The following is a 16720-nucleotide window of genomic DNA, read 5'->3' as shown; positions in this document are numbered from 1 at the left end:
GTCAGTCTTTCTTGATTTGAGCGTCTACCGCTCGTTTATGGGTTTCGCGCAATTCGGCCAGCAGGCGATCACAGATTTTCCGAAAGCCGTAATCAAGGCTGCCGTGATCCCAGCTCATCCGGGCGTCGCCGTCGGCAAGATCAGGGTCTGCCTGCAATTCAAGCGCCTTGGCGCATCTGTAATAGGTTGCCCGCGCCTGCAATTCTGGCCCAATTTCAGCTAGGGTCGTGGGGGACAGTTTGACCTGTATCCGGCTAGAGCCGATGGCCATCTTCAGCGATTGCAGCGCGGTCTTTTTGACTCGCGCGACCGACATCGTCTCAATCAGTTCGGGAAAGACGATCTCGCAGGTTTGCAGAGTAAACCCGACGATTTGTTCAACCAATGCCTCTTGCTGGGCGGCGGATGTGGCGGCCAGTTGGGCCAGTTGCTGGGTCAGGCTGTCCAGCATTTCAGCCTGCGTTGCTTGCATCGTTCGGCGCATTTCACTGCGACCATCCTCTGCCCCGGCCAAGTAGCCACCGATCCGACCTTCTTCACGCGCCTTGGCGACCAGCACCGCGACCTCTGCGCTGCTAAGCTGATTGGGGTCGTGGGACGGCGCAGAGCCGTCGTCGTCAAAGTTGCGCAGTTTCAGGGCAGTGATCATCGTGCATCCTTTTCTGCAAGCCACTGACCCAGCACCCGCAGGGCGCCGTCAGAGTCTTCTTGTGCCAGATCCACGGCGGCCTTGATCTGGCTTTGACGCACCCCGCCATCGACAGAGGCAATCTGGATCATCTCTCGGGAACCTTCCTGTCCAGCCACCACAAGTTCGCGCGATTGGCTGACGGCAGGGCCGGGCAGGCGGTCTTGCCCGGCGCTAGAGCCAATGGCCCGCGAGCCGCTGCCAGACGAGGCACCCAGCATCGACGCATCGCCGCCCGCGCCCGCCAATGCAGGCATCGGAGAGGTCGCATCAAGGATCAGGCGCAGCGGCTTGGCACCGAACAGCATAACGATCGCGGCAAAGGCCAGTGCGAACAGGGCGCGCAGGATCGCCATAGTGTTGTCGGCAAGGATCGTACCCAAACCGCGGCCCGGCATGCCGTTGAAATCAGTCTCGTAGTTCAGGAACTCTAGGCTATCGACCTGAACTTGGTCGCCGCGATTTTCGTCAAATCCGATGGCCGTTGTGACCAGCCGGGTCAGCGTCGCCATTTCATCGGCAGAACGTTCGATGTACCCTTCGGACCCGTCGGGCAGGGTGCCGTAGCTGCCGTTCACCAAAACGGCCACGGATACGCGTTCGATATCGCCCGGTTCGCGGGTCATTTCGCTTTCGACCGAGCCGATCTCGTAATTGATGATCTCGTCGTTCTCATTCCGGGTCGACTGGCCGCCGCCCGCCGCAGTTGCGTCGCGCAGTTCAGCCGGGATGTTATTACCCACATCGACAGTGCCAGCGTTGCCGTCGGCTTCGCTGGAATTGCGCGCGCGCGTTTCGATGGACCGGGCGACTTGCTGATCGGGGTCAAAGCTTTGCGTGACCCGCCGTTCGCGTTCGGTGGTCAGATCGACGCTGACCCGCACCCGCGAATTGCCGGTGCCGACCCGTGCGTTCAGGATGGATTCCACCTTTTGCGCCAACTGCTCTTCAATCGTGCTGCGCTGGCTTTGCAGGGAATAATCGGACCCGCCGGCGTCTTCTTTGGCCAAAATCGTCTCGCCAGAGGCGGACAGGATCGTGACGTTCTGTGCGTCAAGGTCGGCCACAGCCGATGCGACCAGTGCCTGAATAGACTGTGCCTGATTGCGCGACAGCGTGGTATTCGCAGAGGTGCGCACGATAACAGAAGCGCTGGCCTGAGAGCGTTCGCGCGAAAATGCGGCACGTTCTGGCAGGACAAGGTGAACGCGCGCGGCTTTGATGCCATTGATGGTCTGGATGGACCGGGTCAGCTCGCCTTCAAGCGCCCGCAACCGGTTCACGTTTTGCATGAAGGTGTTCATGCCCATGCCCGACATATTGTCGAAAATTTCCCAACCCGGCACGCCTTCGCCAGGCAGGCCCGCGTCGGCCAATGCCATCCGCGCGCGGGCAATATCGTCCTCGGCCACAGAAATTGTATCGCCGTTACGCGACAAATCGACCGTCAGGCCCGCTTGTTCCAGCGATTGCATCATCTGTGACGCAGTGCCGGGGGACAGTTGGCTATACAGCGGTACATAGGTTGGCGCGAAAATAGTGCGCATCCCGATCAGGACCGCTGCGATGATGGCAAGACCGACGCCGCCCAGCACGGCTAAGCGCTGCGGGCCTAAGTCTTTTAGGTTGTCGATAATCTGACGCACGGACCCTCACTTCGCTGTTTTGACCTAAGGTTCCTGCGAGACGGGATAAAACGCAAGTATATACGTTTTTATACTTGCGAGGTGTGGCAAATAATCATGTTACTGTTGCAGTAAGGCTTGCATGACGATTTGTTTGTCCTTGCTGGTAGCGGCACGCAAAGGTTTTTATTAAAGTTTAAATTATGAAAAAGTCTCTGGTTATCCTTGCTATCGGTCTTTTGTGTCTTCTCGCCGGTATCGGCGGGGCGACGCTTGCGGTCGGAACGGACGCGATGATGCGTGTCGCGGGCCTTGGGTCTGATACGGCTGCGCCCGATGCCGCCCCGGCAGAGGATCATGCGGCCGAAGAACCTGCGGAGGGCGAAGACGCAGGCGGGCATGGTGAAGCAGCGGCTGACGCGGGCGAAATGCCTGTCATGCCATTTCCAGAAATTATCGTGAACGTTACCGAAACGGGTGCCAATGGGCGTCAAAGCAGCCGTTTTCTAAAGCTGAACATGCTGCTGGTCTATGATGACACCCAAGAGGGCGCGGATCGGCTCATCAGCCGCGAAATCTATTTGCGCGACACATTTCAGGATTTCCTACGCCAGCTAGAGGTTGCCGATATCCGGGGTAGTCAAGGATTGGCCATGATTAAATCAGAACTGCTGCGCCGCGCCCGCGCTGTTGGCCACACCGAAGCGCCGGTTGAAATCTTGATCGCGGATATGGTGGTGCAATGAGTGTCGCGAAGAATATCGCAGCGGAGTCGCTGGAAGAGGCGATGATCCGCCATGCGCGGGAAAACTTCGACCGGTTGCCGACGCTTGAAATCATTGTCGACCGCTTCTTGCTCGCGCTCGTGCCGCAGATGAAAGCCTATTGCACCATCGCGCCGGAAATCGAACTGGCCTCGCTGGACTACCTTCCCTACGAGGATGCGATGGAAACGGTATCGTCGCCGTCGCTGATCGCCATCGCGGCGGCTGATCCTTGGGATAGCCAGCTGGCCTGCGTGATAGAGCCTGACCTGCTGTTCTCTGTTCTTGAGATTATGCTGGGCGGACGGCGTGCCACCTCTCGTGTTTGGACGCCGCGCAATCTGACGGCGATTGAACAGAAACTGGGTCGCCAGCTGGCCGATCTATGTCTGGCGACGCTGGGATCCAGTTTTTCCGACATTATCCCCGTGCACTTTGCCACGCAGTCGCTTGAATCAAACCCCCGGTCTGTTCTGCTGGCGGCCCCGCGGACGGCGACGTTGCGGATTAGGCTGAAATTGCAGTTCGAGGATCGCAGCGGGCATATCACATTCGTCCTGCCTTATGGCACGCTGGATGACGTCAGCGCCAAGCTTGCGCAGCCCTTTTTGGGTGGCCGGCTTGGGGGCGACAGCAGTTCGCGCAGTGACATGAATGCGCAGATATCGGGGACAAACGTCACGATTACGGGCATGATGCAGGAAATCTCTCTCCCGCTGCACGAGGTGCTGAATTGGACGGTGGGCGAGGTGATCGACCTTGGCATGACCATCGACACGCCGGTTTTGGGCATGGTCAACGCGCAACCGATGTTCCATGCCTCGTTCGGGCAGCGCAACAATGGCGCATTGGCGCTGCGTGTTATTCGATCCTTATTGCCAAAAACTGAACCGGAGGAAGGCCAAGATGATGTCAGCAGTGATTGATATTGTCATCATGGTCCTGCTGGTCGGCACGCTCACCTATGCCGTCATTCTGGACCGCCGGATGCGCAAACTGATGGCGACGCTGCGGGACATGGAGCCGATGGTCACCGCCTTTTCCAACGCCGTCGACCAGACGACACGGTCGGTCGAGGATATGCGCGATCTGAGCGAAGCGGCGCGTCACGCCGTGGCCACCGCGCAAGAGGTGCCAAAATCCGCGCCGAAAACCATCCGCACCAGCACCCTGACAGACCAGACCCCTGCCCAGCAACGCGCGGCACGGCTGCGCGCGAACGAGCCGGTCCAGTGGCAGACGCCAGTGCCAGGCAAATCAGAACTGGTCCGCACGTTTTTCGACATCACCAAGGAGCGTAAAAAATGAAGTTCTTCTCGCTTCCAAAGATCATCGTCTTGGGCCTTGGTGTGGCGGGCATGTTAAAGCTTTCGGTCGACCTGATGCCGATGGCCGCGATTGCAGAGGCCGCAACTGACAGCGCATTGCCAGCGCCCGAAGTCGGCGCTGATCTGCCCGCGACCACCCGGCCCACCGGCGACATCATCGACAGCAATGTGTGCGAGCCAAGCCAGGTGATTGCCGACGCAATCGCAGAAGAACGCGCGTTGCTGATCACGCAGCGGCAAGAGATCGCAGACGAGCAGGCGCGCCTTGCGCTGGCAGAGGAAAGCCTGCGGGCCGAGCAGACACGCCTGTCCGAAACGCGCGACGAAATCGCTGCGCAGCTTGCTGTGATTGAGGGCGCAAAAGACCAAGACATGACGAAACTGGTCGAGCTTTACCGCAATATGAAACCGCAAGTCGCCGCAGGGATCATGGACGAAATCGACATCGAAACCGCGGTCGAGGTGATCGGGGCCATGGCAGAACGTGACGCCGCGCAGATCATGGGATCGTTCAGTTTGGTCCGCGCGCGGCTGATTACCAAAATCCTTCTAGAACGCTCTAAGCTGCCCGCAGACCGCAACCTAGAAGGGCTGCGCCTGCGCTAGTCCTCTCGCAGGGTGGACCCGGCGGGCGGTTTGCGGCGCACGTTGCGGCGGACGTCCATCACGAAGCCGATGATTTCCGCGACGGCTTGCCAGTGCTCCATCGGAATGCGCTGATCAACCTCGACAGCGGCGTGCAGTGCGCGGGCGAGGGGGCGGTTTTCGATCATCGGAATGTCATGTTCCAGCGCGAGTTCGCGAATGCGCTTTGCCATTACATCGGCACCCTTAGCGACGCAGATCGGCACATCGTCCTTGCCCTGCTCATACTTGAGCGCGACGGCGTAGTGCGTGGGATTGGTTAAAATAACGCTGGCCGTCGGCACTGCTTGCGCCATCCGCTGACGTGCGCGGGCGCGTCGCAATTCGGCCCGGCGCGCGCGAATTTGCGGATCGCCTTCGCTATCCTTGTTCTCGTCCTTGATGTCCTTCAGGCTCATCATCTGCTTTTTCTTCCATTGGAACCGCTTCCAGATGATGTCCGCAATCGCGATGGGGATTAGCATCATGGTGGTGACAAGGAAGATCCAGCGCACCTTGTCCAGCGTCAGCGCAGCGAGGCGTTCAGGCACAAAACCTTGGGTTTGCGCCAATGACTGCGCGATATCGCGCACAGCGATGTATGTGATGAAACAGATCGCCAGAACTTTGACGGTGTTTTTCAGGAACTCGACAAAGGCATCGACGGAAAACAGCCGTTTAAACCCCGCCAGCGGGTTCAGCTTTGACAATTTTGGCTTGATCCTATCGGTGGCGACGACGGTATCGCCCTGCACCAAGACGCCAAACAGCGCAGCAAGGACCATAACAGACGCAATCGGGACCATCGCCATGCCAAGGGTATAGCCCAATTCCTTCAGCACGATCCCCGTTTCCACCAATCCCACGCTGTCCGTCCCAATTTGCGTGATGCTCGCGGACAGCAATGGGCTTTGCAACGCGGCCACCATGCGGCTGGCAGAGGCGGGCAGGATGAAGACAAGGATCATCAGCAGGGCAAATACGACCATGGCCGTGCCTGTCTCGCGCGATTGGGCTACGTCGCCTTTTTTGCGCGCGTCCCGCAATTTCTTGTCGGTTGGTTCTTCGGTGTTTGAACTTTTGTCTTCTTCTGACATGTGATCAGAACTCGTAAGTCGCCAGCCAATCGGCAAAGGGTTCAAGGAACCCGCGCATCATGGTTGGGATCGCCAGCACCATCAAGGCAAGGCCCGCGACGATCAAGGCAGGCTGCGCGATAAAGAAGACCTGCAGGCTTGCCATCATCCGGTTCGCAAGGCCCATGCCGACGTTCAGCACCAGACCCGCAATATAGAACGGCGCGGCAATCGACAGCCCCATATACAGACTGACCTGCACCGCGCGGGCGAATTGGTCGGTCAGTTCAGCCAGCATAAAGCTGCCCGGCGCAAAGACCTGATAAGACATCAGCAAGGATCGGATGATGATATGGTGCAAATCCGTGATAAAAATCAGCGCTGTGGCCCCGGCAATCAACATGGCGGCCAGACTGGTCGCGCCTTCCATCGATCCGGTGTTGGGGGCAAGGGCATTGGCAAGGCCGGACATCAGCGCGATCTGGTAGCCCGCGAACTGCAGCGCCGACAGCAATGTGCGCCCAACAAGCCCGATCCACAGGCCAACCGTGACTTCTGCCCCGAACAGCAACATCAGTGCGACGGGCCGATCCTCTACGATGGGTCCAACGCCAGAGACGGGGAAAAGCGCCGCGCTCAGGATCAGGCCGAACAACAGCCGCTGGCGGACGGGGACCGTATTTTCGGCAAATCCCGGCATAAAGAGCAGCGCCGACCCGATCCGCGCAAAAACCACGAAGTAGCCCATGACGGTGCCGGTCAGCAGGGTGGACAGGTCCACGTCCTAGGACCCGATGGTGGCGACGGTCCGCAATGACACTTTGCGGTGGATTTCCGCATTGGAAATCACCGGCGTCATCGGGCTGACCCGTTCGAGCATGGAGCGGATGTAGGACCGGGCCTCTGGGTTGACCATAATGGCGGGCCAGACGTCATCGCTGGCAAACCGCTGGATCTGCTGGCGCGATTGCAGCACGAATTCCTGCACACGCTTTGGCGACATGACAAAACTCCGATCATCGCCGACGCTTTTGATCGCCTCGATGAATTCGACTTCCCAAGCGGGGGACAGGGTGATGACGTGGACAAATCCCTGATCGTCCAGCAAACCTTGGCAAATCTGGCTCGACAGGCGGCGGCGAACGTTCTCTAGGATCATTGCAGGCTTGGTTGTGTGGCGGGTCGCCTCGGCCATCGCCTCGATGATCAGCGGCAGGTTCCGGATCGACACCCGTTCCAGCAGCAGTTCCTGCAGCACTTTTTGCACCATGATTGCGGGCGATGGCACAGGCAGATCGCTTACCAGTTTTTGATAGTTCCGGTCCAAACCGTCGATTGCCTCTTTGGCGCAGGCATAAGTCAGCAGCTCCGCCATGTTTTCGTTCACGACTTCGGTGAGGTGGGTGGTGATTACGCTTTCGGGGTCGACCACGGTCAGGCCGCTGTTTTCGGCCTGTTCTGCCACCGCTTTGTCGACCCAAAGCGCATCAAGGCCAAATGTTGGCTCTTTGGTCCGCTCTCCGACCAATTGCAGGGGGATGCCGTCTGGATTGATGACCATCATCTGATTGGCCCGGATGTCGCCGCGTGCGACATCGACGCCGTGTACCTGAAACACATAGCTGTTGATCGGCAGGCTGGCGTCGTCCTTGATCCGCACCGATGGCATGGGAAAGCCGTATTTTTCGGCAAAGTGCTTGCGCAGGGATTTGATCTTGCTGGGCAATACCGCATCTGGCCGGTTGGCCAGCCCAACAAGTCCTTCGCCCAAGACGAGCCGTAAATCATCAAGGCGCATCGGGTTACTGTCGGATTCAGGGGCCGCTTTCTTTTGTGCGTCCAGCGCGTCAGATTGCGTTTTCTTTTCGGCTGCTTTGGCGGCGTTGATCTGGATGAAATAGCCAAGGCCGCCCATGGTGGCCGCAAGTAGGCTAAAGACGAACAGTGGAAAGCCCGGCAGCATGCCGATCCCGAAAAGCAGCAGCGCCGACATATAAAGCGCCTTGGGAAAGTTCGACAGCTGATCCAAAACCGCTTCGTTTGCAGCGCCGCGGGTGCCGCCTTTGGTGACGATCAAACCGGCCGCAAGCGACACGACAAGCGCGGGGATTTGGCTGACCAGACCGTCGCCGATGGTCAGTGACGTAAAGACATTGGCCGCATCCCCGACCGACATGCCGCGCTGCACGACGCCAATCAGGATGCCGCCGATCACGTTGATCAGCGTGATGATCAGGCCCGCAACGGCGTCGCCGCGCACAAACTTAGATGCACCGTCCATTGCGCCGAAAAACGATGTCTCGTCCTCCAGTTCCTTGCGGCGGCGGCGGGCCTCGTCTTCGTCGATCAGGCCTGCGCCCATGTCGGCGTCGATGGCCATCTGCTTGCCCGGCATCGCGTCGAGCGAGAACCGCGCCGCGACTTCTGCAATGCGGGTCGAACCCTTGGTGATGACGACAAAGTTAATGATCACAAGGATCGCAAATATCACGACGCCGATGACGAAGTTGCCTGCGATGATGAACTTGGAAAAGCCTTGGATGACGTCGCCAGCGGCCTGCATCCCCGTGTGACCTTCACTTAGGATCAACCGGGTCGAGGCGACGTTCAGCGACAGGCGCAGCATGGTCGTGACCAGCAAAAGCGTCGGGAAAGAGTTGAATTGCAGCGGCGATGGAATCCAAAGCGCGACCATGAAAATCAGCACGCTGAGCGAGAGCGACACGGCCAACCCAAGGTCCAGCAGCACCGGCGGCAGCGGCAGGAACAAGATAGCCAGCACAAGGGCCATGCCGACAGCAAAGCCAACGTCCTTGTTGCCGCGAAAGATGCCAAGCTGCGGCAGGACTGTGGGTTTCCCGCTCATCCCGCTGGTCCAAAGAGTGATGAGGTATAAGTCGGCAGGATCGGCTGGATGGTCTGCGAGGAATAAAGCGATGTGCGTGCGTTCGATGCGCCGCCCAAACTTGCACCCCATGTTGCCCGCGCCACGACGACATTGCCGTTGTCGTCACGCTGGACGGGCGGGGCTGTGCGGCGGGGGGCGGACCCGCCAGCAAGGGCGATAAATTCCGGCAGCCGTGCATTGGCGGCAGCGATATTGCTGTGCAGGCGCGACAAATAGATGTCGCGGTACTGCGGCTCTTGCGAATGATAAGACCCGGCGGCCTGCATCCAGTTGCCTGTTTGGGCGTAAAGTTGCTTGAGGAAGCGCGCGGCATAATCGACGTTCACCGTCGGATCAAACCCTTCGGCTGCGTTTACAAACGCATCGGGATGCCATCGCATGTTGATCTGCATGCAGCCCACATCAATCGACCGCACACCAGCGCGTTGACGCTCTGCAATCCAATCAAGCGCGGCTAGGCGGCTGTCAAATAGCCGGCCTTCGCCTTCGGCATTCACGGCATAGGGCCAGACGGTAAATTGCCCGTTCCGGCGGGTGCCGGCCTCTTGTAGGCCGATGGCCAGCAGCATGTTGTCTGGAATGCCGTGGCGCGCCTGCGCGGCTAGGATTTCGCGGATGCAAACGCCATCTTCGCCGCCGCTGGCAATCGGTGCCCCAGCGCGGGCCGCACGCGGCGTTTTGGACACATAGAACTGCCCCCAGCCATCAGCCAGCGCGGTGGTACCGAAGGTAAGCCCGATAAGGCCCGCGACAAGAATGCGGTGCAGCCCCTTCATAATCCACCATTTTCGACAAGGTCAAAGACGGTATCGGACAGCGATTTGAGCGTGCCGTACATGAACGGTGTCGCGACAAGCAGGGTGACAAAGATCATCACGATCTTAGGCACGAAGGTCAGCGTCATTTCCTGAATCTGGGTCAGCGCCTGAAAGAACGCAATCACAAGCCCGATGACAAGCGCCACGCCAAGCACGGGCGCCGATGCAAGCAAAACGGCCAGCACAGTGTCAGAGATGATGTCGTAGGCTTGCGCTTCATTCATGACCTAGATCGGCATCCGCAGGATTTCTTGGTAGGCTTCGACAAAGCGGTCGCGGACGGAAACGGCGACTTTGACGGTCGACTCCATCGCCATCATCGCTTCGACGACCTGCTGCGTGTCAGCCTCGCCGCGCAGGCCGGCTTGCGCCGTCTGCTCGCCTGCGCGCATCGTGTCGATCGCGTTTTCGGATGCGCTGCGCACCATGTTGGAAAAGCTGGTCGGATTGGACTCTTCGGTCGCTGCCGCGCCCTTTTCGCCCATGATCGACTGCGAGGTGCGGTAAGCACCCCGGACAGCGGCGGAGGAGACGAGGGAGGTTGGATCGCTCATCGTAGCATCACTTCAGCAGATCAAGCATTTGGCCGCGCATCCGGCGGCCTGCTTCGAACATGTTCATATTGGCTTCATAGTTGCGCGATGCCTCGCGCATGTTGGCCATCTCGATGATCGGATCGACGTTGGGCCGTTTCACATAACCGGTTTCGTCCGCCGCAGGGTGCGATGGGTCGTAATCGAGCCGGAAATCAGATTGATCGCGGCCGATCCGGTCCACTTCCACCAGTGTCGCGCCGCTATCGCGGTCGACCATTTCTGAAAAGCTGATGGTCTTGCGGCGGAACGGATCATCGCCGGGGGTCGCGCCAGTGGAATCCGCGTTGGCCACGTTTTCCGATATGACGCGCAGACGCGCCGTTTGCGCGGTCATGCCGCTGGCTGCGATACGTGCGATAGACTGAAGCGGGTCCATGATTATTCCTTACCTTCCGGTCACTGCCATCGTCAGCAGATCATAGCTTTTGCGGTAAAGCTGTGCTGCCATGCGATATTGGTCGCTGATGTCCGCAGACCGGATGGCCTGCTCTTCCAGATTGACGGTATTGCCGTTGATCGAGGCGTGGGTCGCCGTCGGGTCGTCCATTTCGCGGATGCCAGCTGTCGATGTGCTGGTTATGCCCGTGATGTGCCGCGGGTCCGTTGTCGCAAGGCCAGAGGTCGCAGTGCTGCGGCCGTCAACCATTGACGCAAAAGAGGTCACGTCGCGGGACTGAAATTCAGGCGTGCCCGCGTTCGCTACGTTTTCCGATGTCACCTTCTGCCGCGCAGCAAGCCACGTCATCCGGTCGGATGCCAAGCCAAAAATAGAAAGGTTAGACAAGTTCATTTTTTTACTGCCGCTTATTTTATTCTTGTATAGTACAAAAACAAACGCCTCTCAAAGTGAATTATACATGAAAACCATATTTTCCGAGCTAACGAGCTTTGCGCGTGACGCAGGAGAGGCCGTCATCACCGGCGAGGTGCAGGCCATCACCGGCATCACCCTGACTGCGGTTGGCCTGCAACGGGTGCTTGGGATCGGCGAGCGGTGCATTGTCCACGGGTCTGCCGGGCCGGTTCATGCAGAGGTTGTCGGCCTTGGCACGCACGGGACAGAGCTGCTGCCGTTCGGGTCGTGGCGCGGTGTGGCGGCGGGCGATCTGGTCGAGGTCGATCATGGCCGCGATGTGATCAGACCAGATGAAAGCTGGAAGGGCCGCGTCATCAATGCCGCTGCCGCGCCCCTTGACGGAAAAGGGCATCTGCCAGAGGGCGATACACCGCGCCCCCTGCGTGCGTCCCCGCCCAGTGCGTTCGACCGCAAACGGATTGGCCCAAAACTGGCCACGCATGTGCGCGCGCTCGATATTTTCACGCCGCTGTGCCGCGGGCAGCGGCTGGGCATCTTTGCTGGCTCTGGCGTCGGCAAGTCCACCCTGATGGCCATGCTGGCACGCTATACCGAATGCGACGTCGTCGTCATGGCGCTGGTCGGTGAACGGGGCCGGGAAGTACAGGACTTCATTTCGACCGACCTTGGTCCAGAAGGTATGAAAAAGGCGGTGCTGGTGGTCGCGACAGGCGATGAACCGCCCCTGACACGGCGCCAAGCGGCCTGGACAGCGATGGCCGTGGCAGAGCATTTTCGCGATCAAGGCCAACACGTCTTGCTGTTGATGGACAGCGTGACCCGCTTTGCCATGGCGCAGCGCGAAATCGGCCTTGCCTCTCGCGAGCCGCCAACCGCGAAAGGCTATCCGCCCACGGTCTTTTCAGAGCTGCCGCAAATGTTGGAACGGGCCGGACCGGGTCCTGTGGGCAAGGGCGACATCACGGCCATCTTTACCGTTCTGGTCGATGGCGATGACATGAATGACCCCATCGCGGATGCTGTGCGCGGGATCACTGACGGCCATATCGTGCTGGATCGCCGGATCGCAGAGCGGGGGCGCTATCCGGCGATTGACCTGCTGGCCAGCGTCTCTCGGACGTTGCCGGAATGTCATACCGACGTGGAATATACCCTTCTCAAGGCGGCTCACCGTGCATTGGCCGCCCATGCCGACATGGAGGAATTGATCCGCATTGGCGCATATCGCAGCGGTAGCAATCCGGACTTGGACTGCTCCATCGCCTTTGCTGGCCCCTGCGAGGCGTTCCTGTCGCAGCGCAAGCACGAGCAAACGCCGCCTGACACAGCGTTTTCGGACGTCGCCACGCTGCTAGATCAGGCGGGTATTCGGCCTTGAGGGTATTTGCGTTCTGCCTTCGCTTTAAATGCTAGTTAGCAGGATGTTCGTCTCGCTGTTCAGCACGCCATCGACCAGACGCACCTCGCGCAGGACGCTGTCGAACTCGGACAGGCTTTCAACCAGAACCTCTGCGATCAGGTCCCATTTGCCGCTGGTCGTGTGCAGGGCGGTCAGTTCAGGCAGGCCGCGCAGCTTGTTGATGACCTGCGTGGTATTCCGGCCCGACACTTCGATCATCATGATCGCGCGGATCTGGTTGATGGCGTAATCCTCGCGCACCCGCGCGGTGAAGCCCAGCAAGGCGCCAGAGGCAAGCAGACGGTCCAGACGTGTCTGCACCGTGGCGCGCGACACCCCCATGATGTCGGCCAGCTTGGATACGGGCGCCCGGCCATCACTGCGCAGCAGCCCGATCAATGTGCGGTCCAGATTGTCGAAGACATATTTCGTCTCTGCCTGTTGCCCCATGATTGCCCTGCAATTTGTTAATTAACACTACGCAATTTGCACAATTTGCCCGCATAATCATAGCAACTTCGCCATATTCGGCGCAATTATTATAGCAGACAATGGAACATATTAAAAATGAGGTCCACCATGTCGGCTCCTGCACCATCAAAACTGGCCTATGTGCCCTTTGTCAGCGTCGCCAATATGATGCGGCTGATCAACCGCACCGGGTTGTCCAAGATGTTGACCGGCATCGCCGCCTATATCGAGGAAGACTTTCGCCGCTGGGAGCTGTTCGACAAAGCGCCGCGCGTCGCATCGCATTCCGACGTCGGTGTGATCGAACTGATGCCGACCTCTGACGGGCAGGTCTACGGCTTTAAATACGTCAACGGGCATCCCAAGAATACGGCCGAGGGGCTACAGACCGTCACGGCCTTTGGCCTGCTGGCCAACGTCCAGACCGGGTATCCGGTTTTGCTGTCTGAAATGACCTTGCTGACGGCGCTGCGCACGGCGGCGACCTCGGCGCTTGTCGCGAAATATCTGGCTCCGGAAGGGGCCGACACGATGGCGCTGATCGGCAATGGCGCGCAGTCTGAATTTCAGGCGACGGCCTTTCGGGCGATCTGCGGCATCACCAAGCTGCGGCTGTATGATATCGACCCGGCGGCCACGCAAAAGGTGCTGCGCAACCTGTCGGATCAGGGGTTCGAGCTGACGGCGTGCTCATCCGCCCAAGAGGCAATCGAGGGCGCGCAGATCATCACGACCTGCACGGCGGACAAGCAATATGCTACAATCCTGACTGACAACATGGTCGGTGCCGGCGTGCATATCAACGCCATCGGTGGCGACTGCCCCGGCAAAACTGAATTGCACAAAGACATCCTGAGCCGCGCAGACGTCTTCGTCGAATACCCGCCGCAAACGCGGATAGAGGGTGAAATCCAGCAGATGCCAGCCGATTTCCCCGTGACCGAGATGTGGGAAGTCATCACCGGCAAAGCCAAGGGCCGCCGCGATGCGCGCCAGATCACCTTGTTCGACGGCGTCGGTTTCGCGACCGAGGATTTCTCGGCGCTGCGCTATCTGCGCGATCAGCTGGAAAGCACGGGGCTTTATGATGCGCTCGACATGATTGCCGACCCGGACGATCCCCGTGATCTGTTCGGCATGGTGCGCCGCGCTGGCATCGAAGGGGCATAATGCGCCCCTCTGTTCAGGTCCCGGCCGCCGTTGTGATGGTGCGCCCGCACCATTTCACGGTGAATACGCAAACCGCGCAGGACAATGCCTTTCAGGCGCAGATGGATGTGCAGGGCAGTGACCTGTCACGCCGCGCCTATGACGAACATACGGCTGCGATGGCGGAACTGGAACGCCGCGGCATGCGCGTCCATGTGTTTGAAGGTACCGATGCGGCTACGCCGGATTGTGTCTTTCCCAACAACTGGTTTTCGACCCACGCGGGCGGTCATGTGGCCATCTATCCGATGAAGGCCGCGAACCGTCGGCTGGAACGGCGCGCCGATGTGATCGAGTTGCTGAAAGCAAAATATCGCGTTCAGGATGTGATTGATTATTCGGGGTTAGAGCCCGACCGCCTGTACCTAGAGGGGACCGGTGCGATGGTCCTCGATCATATCGACCGGGTTGCTTATGCGGTGGCATCTGATCGCACGAACTCCATCGCGCTCGAACGGTTCTGCACGCATTTCAATTTTGAACCCATGGTGTTCCCGGCCGCGGATTCACGCGGCGTTAACATCTATCATACCAACGTGCTGATGTGCATCGGAACGGATTATGCGTTGCTGGGGACCGATATGATCACTGACGATGCCCGCCGCGACGAGGTGATCACCCGCCTGCAAGACTCTGGCCGCGACGTCATCGCCCTGACCGAGGCGCAGATCGCCCAATTCGCCGGAAATGCGATCGAACTTCAGGGCCGCGATGGTCGCCTGCTGGCGCTGTCGCAGACCGCCTATGATGCGCTGGACCCGTCCCAAATTGCATTGATCGCCCAAAGCGCCACGCTTGTCCCGCTGTCCATCCCGACAATCGAGATGGCAGGCGGTTCGGTCCGGTGCACCATCGCGGGCATCCACCTTGCGCCCCGGCGATGATTGACTGGGCCAGGGGTGCCGGGCTTGGCTGTGGCACAACTGGGGAATAGGGTTGATCCAAACCGGATCGGCCGGGCCAAACGCTGACAGCCACTTGGGCGTCGTAAAGGGCAGCGGTGCGAGAAGGATGGCGATGGCGACATTCGGGCCTTGGTGATCATTCGGATTTGTCTTCGGGTCGCCGCTATCGCTGTCGATGATGCAGACTCTGCTGGGGGTCGTGGCGTAGACAGTCCCGACCAGCCAAAACCGACTATACCGGCGTCATATGGCGCCACAAGCAGACTGCGCCTTGCCATGATTTTTGCGCATGAACCGCGCCAACTTGTTTGGCGATCCCGCCGTGCCTTTTATTTGCCATAGTGTTTAATTAACCGTCTTTCAGGCGCTATGACCTATCCCAATTCGCCTTTGGTTTAGGTATCGAACAGCCCATTCAGTGACACGCATATGAAGGCGATTTCCATCATGACGGCTAGTCTAAACAGGCTTTCGTTCCAGATCGTCAGATCGCTGTTTATCGTCGTTTGCGTTGGCCTTTTAAGCCTTGTTTTTGTTGGACATAACGCGATCAATATCGCGGATCAGAACGCGCGCGCGCAGCAGGAACGTTTTGCCGCGAAACGCCTTACCGCCGCGATTGAGGTCCTTCCAGAACAACAGCGCAGCGCCACCGTTTGGGATGACGCGGTTGAGCAAACAGCTGCCCGTGATACGAAGTGGATGGACGATAACCTTGGGTCCTGGATGCAAAGCTATTTTGGGCATGATGAAAATTATGTCCTAGACCAAGCGAATGTGGCCTTCTTCGCCGCGGTCTTAGGTGAAATCGTGCCCCCAGAACGCTATGAGGCCCGCGCTGAATTCATCGGACCGCTTGTCGCGCAGCTGCGCGAAAATATGGCAGAAGTCAGCCAAGGCGAGGACGATCCATACGAGGCGCTGGCCGAAGTTGCGGTCGTGGCATCTGTTCTGATTGGCGACAGGACGGCTATCGTCAGTGTCATCCCCATTATTTCTGACTCTGGCGACATCGCGCAAAAGCCGGGAACCGAAGCGTTGCATGTCGCTTTGCGGTACTTCGACGCAGAGCTCGCCACACAAATCGGTTCCCCGATCGAGCTAGACAGCGCGGAATTCAATACGGATCCGCCTGCTGGACATCAGGCGGGTATCCCTGTGACCAGTCCGTCGGGTGACGTGCTTTGTTGATGGCTTGGATGCCCCCTCCCGACGGCATCGCAATGTGCCACTATGATGAGTGTTGAAACCATCACAGAAGGAAGGAGTATCCATGTCCGAAGTTACTATTATCGGTGTCGATCTGGCAAAGCGCGTTTTCCAGCTGCACGGTGCACACCAAGACGGTTCGGTCGCGTTTCGTAAGAAGCTTTCACGAGGTCAGTTTCTCGCGTTCGTGGCGCAGCAGCCTAAATGCCTGATCGCCATGGAGGCTTGTGCAACGGCGCATGGCTGGGGTCGGGAATTTGAGAAGTTGGGCCACGACGTGCGC

Annotated in this window: 19 protein-coding genes and 1 pseudogene; 9 read left to right on the top strand and 11 right to left on the bottom strand. The window is 59.1% G+C overall.

What is annotated here, in order from left to right:
- Position 1: 1 nt before the first annotated feature.
- Positions 2 to 649, bottom strand: coding sequence for a FliH/SctL family protein (locus tag BM131_RS12495; RefSeq protein ID WP_090189968.1), 648 nt, complete (start codon positions 647 to 649; stop codon positions 2 to 4).
- Complete coding sequence (gene fliF / locus BM131_RS12490; protein WP_090189966.1) at positions 646 to 2334, bottom strand: flagellar basal-body MS-ring/collar protein FliF; 1689 nt, start codon at positions 2332 to 2334, stop codon at positions 646 to 648. The genes BM131_RS12495 and fliF overlap by 4 nt, the downstream gene beginning before the upstream one ends.
- Positions 2335 to 2516: 182 nt before the next feature.
- Here fliF and BM131_RS12485 point away from each other — a divergent pair, with 182 nt between their 5' ends.
- From BM131_RS12485 to BM131_RS12470, 4 genes are read left to right on the top strand one after another with little or no spacing between them, the layout of a single operon-like run.
- Positions 2517 to 3059, top strand: coding sequence for a flagellar basal body-associated FliL family protein (locus BM131_RS12485; protein ID WP_090189964.1), 543 nt, complete (start codon positions 2517 to 2519; stop codon positions 3057 to 3059).
- A complete protein-coding gene (locus BM131_RS12480) occupies positions 3056 to 4003 on the top strand; it encodes a flagellar motor switch protein FliM (protein ID WP_090189963.1) in 948 nt (315 codons plus the stop codon). Before BM131_RS12485 ends, BM131_RS12480 begins: the two co-directional genes overlap by 4 nt.
- A complete protein-coding gene (locus BM131_RS12475; protein ID WP_090189961.1) occupies positions 3984 to 4385 on the top strand; it encodes a hypothetical protein in 402 nt (133 codons plus the stop codon). Before BM131_RS12480 ends, BM131_RS12475 begins: the two co-directional genes overlap by 20 nt.
- Positions 4382 to 5011 carry a MotE family protein gene (locus tag BM131_RS12470; protein WP_090189959.1) on the top strand — a complete coding sequence of 210 codons (630 nt, stop codon included), beginning with the start codon at positions 4382 to 4384 and terminating at the stop codon, positions 5009 to 5011. The genes BM131_RS12475 and BM131_RS12470 overlap by 4 nt, the downstream gene beginning before the upstream one ends.
- On the opposite strand, the gene flhB is transcribed toward BM131_RS12470, so the two are convergent.
- The 8 genes from flhB to BM131_RS12430 are packed head-to-tail and all read right to left on the bottom strand — an operon-like array spanning position 5008 to position 11217.
- Positions 5008 to 6126, bottom strand: a complete 1119-nt coding sequence (flhB, locus tag BM131_RS12465; RefSeq protein WP_090189957.1) for a flagellar biosynthesis protein FlhB — start codon at positions 6124 to 6126, stop codon at positions 5008 to 5010. The two genes, BM131_RS12470 and flhB, sit on opposite strands and share 4 nt — an antisense overlap.
- A gap of 4 nt (positions 6127 to 6130) precedes the next feature.
- Complete coding sequence (locus BM131_RS12460) at positions 6131 to 6886, bottom strand: flagellar biosynthetic protein FliR (RefSeq protein WP_175499324.1); 756 nt, start codon at positions 6884 to 6886, stop codon at positions 6131 to 6133.
- A 3-nt stretch (positions 6887 to 6889) separates the two neighbouring features.
- Positions 6890 to 8971, bottom strand: coding sequence for a flagellar biosynthesis protein FlhA (gene flhA, locus BM131_RS12455; RefSeq protein ID WP_090189955.1), 2082 nt, complete (start codon positions 8969 to 8971; stop codon positions 6890 to 6892).
- The gene (locus BM131_RS12450) at positions 8968 to 9789 is read right to left on the bottom strand and encodes a lytic transglycosylase domain-containing protein (protein WP_090189953.1); all 822 of its coding nucleotides are present in this window, start codon (positions 9787 to 9789) and stop codon (positions 8968 to 8970) included. Before BM131_RS12450 ends, flhA begins: the two co-directional genes overlap by 4 nt.
- The gene (fliQ, locus tag BM131_RS12445; RefSeq protein WP_090189950.1) at positions 9786 to 10055 is read right to left on the bottom strand and encodes a flagellar biosynthesis protein FliQ; all 270 of its coding nucleotides are present in this window, start codon (positions 10053 to 10055) and stop codon (positions 9786 to 9788) included. The genes BM131_RS12450 and fliQ overlap by 4 nt, the downstream gene beginning before the upstream one ends.
- Before the next feature lie 3 nt (positions 10056 to 10058).
- Positions 10059 to 10385: a flagellar hook-basal body complex protein FliE gene (gene fliE / locus BM131_RS12440; RefSeq protein WP_090189948.1), complete on the bottom strand. Its 327-nt coding sequence runs from the start codon at positions 10383 to 10385 to the stop codon at positions 10059 to 10061.
- 7 nt (positions 10386 to 10392) lie between these two features.
- On the bottom strand, positions 10393 to 10803 hold the full coding sequence (flgC, locus tag BM131_RS12435) for a flagellar basal body rod protein FlgC (protein WP_090189946.1): 411 nt from the start codon (positions 10801 to 10803) through the stop codon (positions 10393 to 10395).
- 9 nt (positions 10804 to 10812) lie between these two features.
- The gene (locus tag BM131_RS12430) at positions 10813 to 11217 is read right to left on the bottom strand and encodes a flagellar basal body rod protein FlgB (protein ID WP_090189944.1); all 405 of its coding nucleotides are present in this window, start codon (positions 11215 to 11217) and stop codon (positions 10813 to 10815) included.
- Positions 11218 to 11284: 67 nt separating this feature from the next.
- Here BM131_RS12430 and BM131_RS12425 point away from each other — a divergent pair, with 67 nt between their 5' ends.
- The gene (locus BM131_RS12425; RefSeq protein ID WP_090189942.1) at positions 11285 to 12622 is read left to right on the top strand and encodes a FliI/YscN family ATPase; all 1338 of its coding nucleotides are present in this window, start codon (positions 11285 to 11287) and stop codon (positions 12620 to 12622) included.
- A gap of 24 nt (positions 12623 to 12646) precedes the next feature.
- Here the strand turns inward: BM131_RS12425 and BM131_RS12420 are convergent, their stop codons facing one another.
- A complete protein-coding gene (locus BM131_RS12420) occupies positions 12647 to 13093 on the bottom strand; it encodes an Lrp/AsnC family transcriptional regulator (RefSeq protein WP_090189940.1) in 447 nt (148 codons plus the stop codon).
- A gap of 129 nt (positions 13094 to 13222) precedes the next feature.
- Between BM131_RS12420 and BM131_RS12415 the strand changes: the two genes are divergently transcribed.
- From BM131_RS12415 to BM131_RS12400, 4 genes and pseudogenes are all read left to right on the top strand, one after another.
- The gene (locus tag BM131_RS12415) at positions 13223 to 14284 is read left to right on the top strand and encodes an ornithine cyclodeaminase (RefSeq protein WP_090189938.1); all 1062 of its coding nucleotides are present in this window, start codon (positions 13223 to 13225) and stop codon (positions 14282 to 14284) included.
- Positions 14284 to 15207, top strand: coding sequence for a citrulline utilization hydrolase CtlX (gene ctlX / locus BM131_RS12410; RefSeq protein ID WP_090189936.1), 924 nt, complete (start codon positions 14284 to 14286; stop codon positions 15205 to 15207). Before BM131_RS12415 ends, ctlX begins: the two co-directional genes overlap by 1 nt.
- Positions 15208 to 15675: 468 nt before the next feature.
- Positions 15676 to 16419 carry a CHASE4 domain-containing protein gene (locus BM131_RS12405; RefSeq protein ID WP_175499322.1) on the top strand — a complete coding sequence of 248 codons (744 nt, stop codon included), beginning with the start codon at positions 15676 to 15678 and terminating at the stop codon, positions 16417 to 16419.
- Between the two features lie 82 nt (positions 16420 to 16501).
- Positions 16502 to 16720 (top strand): annotated as a pseudogene (locus BM131_RS12400) (IS110 family transposase); the annotation flags it as partial.

This window comes from Loktanella salsilacus, from assembly GCF_900114485.1.
GTDB classification, from domain to species: domain Bacteria; phylum Pseudomonadota; class Alphaproteobacteria; order Rhodobacterales; family Rhodobacteraceae; genus Loktanella; species Loktanella salsilacus.
Note: the sequence above shows the minus strand (reverse complement) of the source record. Positions and strands in the feature narration are given on the sequence as shown.

What these genes read in the sequence shown, in the direction of transcription:
- BM131_RS12430 (WP_090189944.1), bottom strand. Translation starts at nt 11,217, where the DNA reads ATGAACTTGTCTAACCTTTCTATTTTTGGCTTGGCATCCGACCGGATG.
- BM131_RS12480 (WP_090189963.1), top strand. Translation starts at nt 3,056, where the DNA reads ATGAGTGTCGCGAAGAATATCGCAGCGGAGTCGCTGGAAGAGGCGATG.
- BM131_RS12495 (WP_090189968.1), bottom strand. Translation starts at nt 649, where the DNA reads ATGATCACTGCCCTGAAACTGCGCAACTTTGACGACGACGGCTCTGCG.
- BM131_RS12415 (WP_090189938.1), top strand. Translation starts at nt 13,223, where the DNA reads ATGTCGGCTCCTGCACCATCAAAACTGGCCTATGTGCCCTTTGTCAGC.
- BM131_RS12450 (WP_090189953.1), bottom strand. Translation starts at nt 9,789, where the DNA reads ATGAAGGGGCTGCACCGCATTCTTGTCGCGGGCCTTATCGGGCTTACC.
- flgC (WP_090189946.1), bottom strand. Translation starts at nt 10,803, where the DNA reads ATGGACCCGCTTCAGTCTATCGCACGTATCGCAGCCAGCGGCATGACC.
- BM131_RS12425 (WP_090189942.1), top strand. Translation starts at nt 11,285, where the DNA reads ATGAAAACCATATTTTCCGAGCTAACGAGCTTTGCGCGTGACGCAGGA.
- BM131_RS12405 (WP_175499322.1), top strand. Translation starts at nt 15,676, where the DNA reads ATGACGGCTAGTCTAAACAGGCTTTCGTTCCAGATCGTCAGATCGCTG.
- BM131_RS12470 (WP_090189959.1), top strand. Translation starts at nt 4,382, where the DNA reads ATGAAGTTCTTCTCGCTTCCAAAGATCATCGTCTTGGGCCTTGGTGTG.
- ctlX (WP_090189936.1), top strand. Translation starts at nt 14,284, where the DNA reads ATGCGCCCCTCTGTTCAGGTCCCGGCCGCCGTTGTGATGGTGCGCCCG.
- fliQ (WP_090189950.1), bottom strand. Translation starts at nt 10,055, where the DNA reads ATGAATGAAGCGCAAGCCTACGACATCATCTCTGACACTGTGCTGGCC.
- BM131_RS12420 (WP_090189940.1), bottom strand. Translation starts at nt 13,093, where the DNA reads ATGGGGCAACAGGCAGAGACGAAATATGTCTTCGACAATCTGGACCGC.
- BM131_RS12475 (WP_090189961.1), top strand. Translation starts at nt 3,984, where the DNA reads ATGATGTCAGCAGTGATTGATATTGTCATCATGGTCCTGCTGGTCGGC.
- flhA (WP_090189955.1), bottom strand. Translation starts at nt 8,971, where the DNA reads ATGAGCGGGAAACCCACAGTCCTGCCGCAGCTTGGCATCTTTCGCGGC.
- flhB (WP_090189957.1), bottom strand. Translation starts at nt 6,126, where the DNA reads ATGTCAGAAGAAGACAAAAGTTCAAACACCGAAGAACCAACCGACAAG.
- BM131_RS12485 (WP_090189964.1), top strand. Translation starts at nt 2,517, where the DNA reads ATGAAAAAGTCTCTGGTTATCCTTGCTATCGGTCTTTTGTGTCTTCTC.
- fliE (WP_090189948.1), bottom strand. Translation starts at nt 10,385, where the DNA reads ATGAGCGATCCAACCTCCCTCGTCTCCTCCGCCGCTGTCCGGGGTGCT.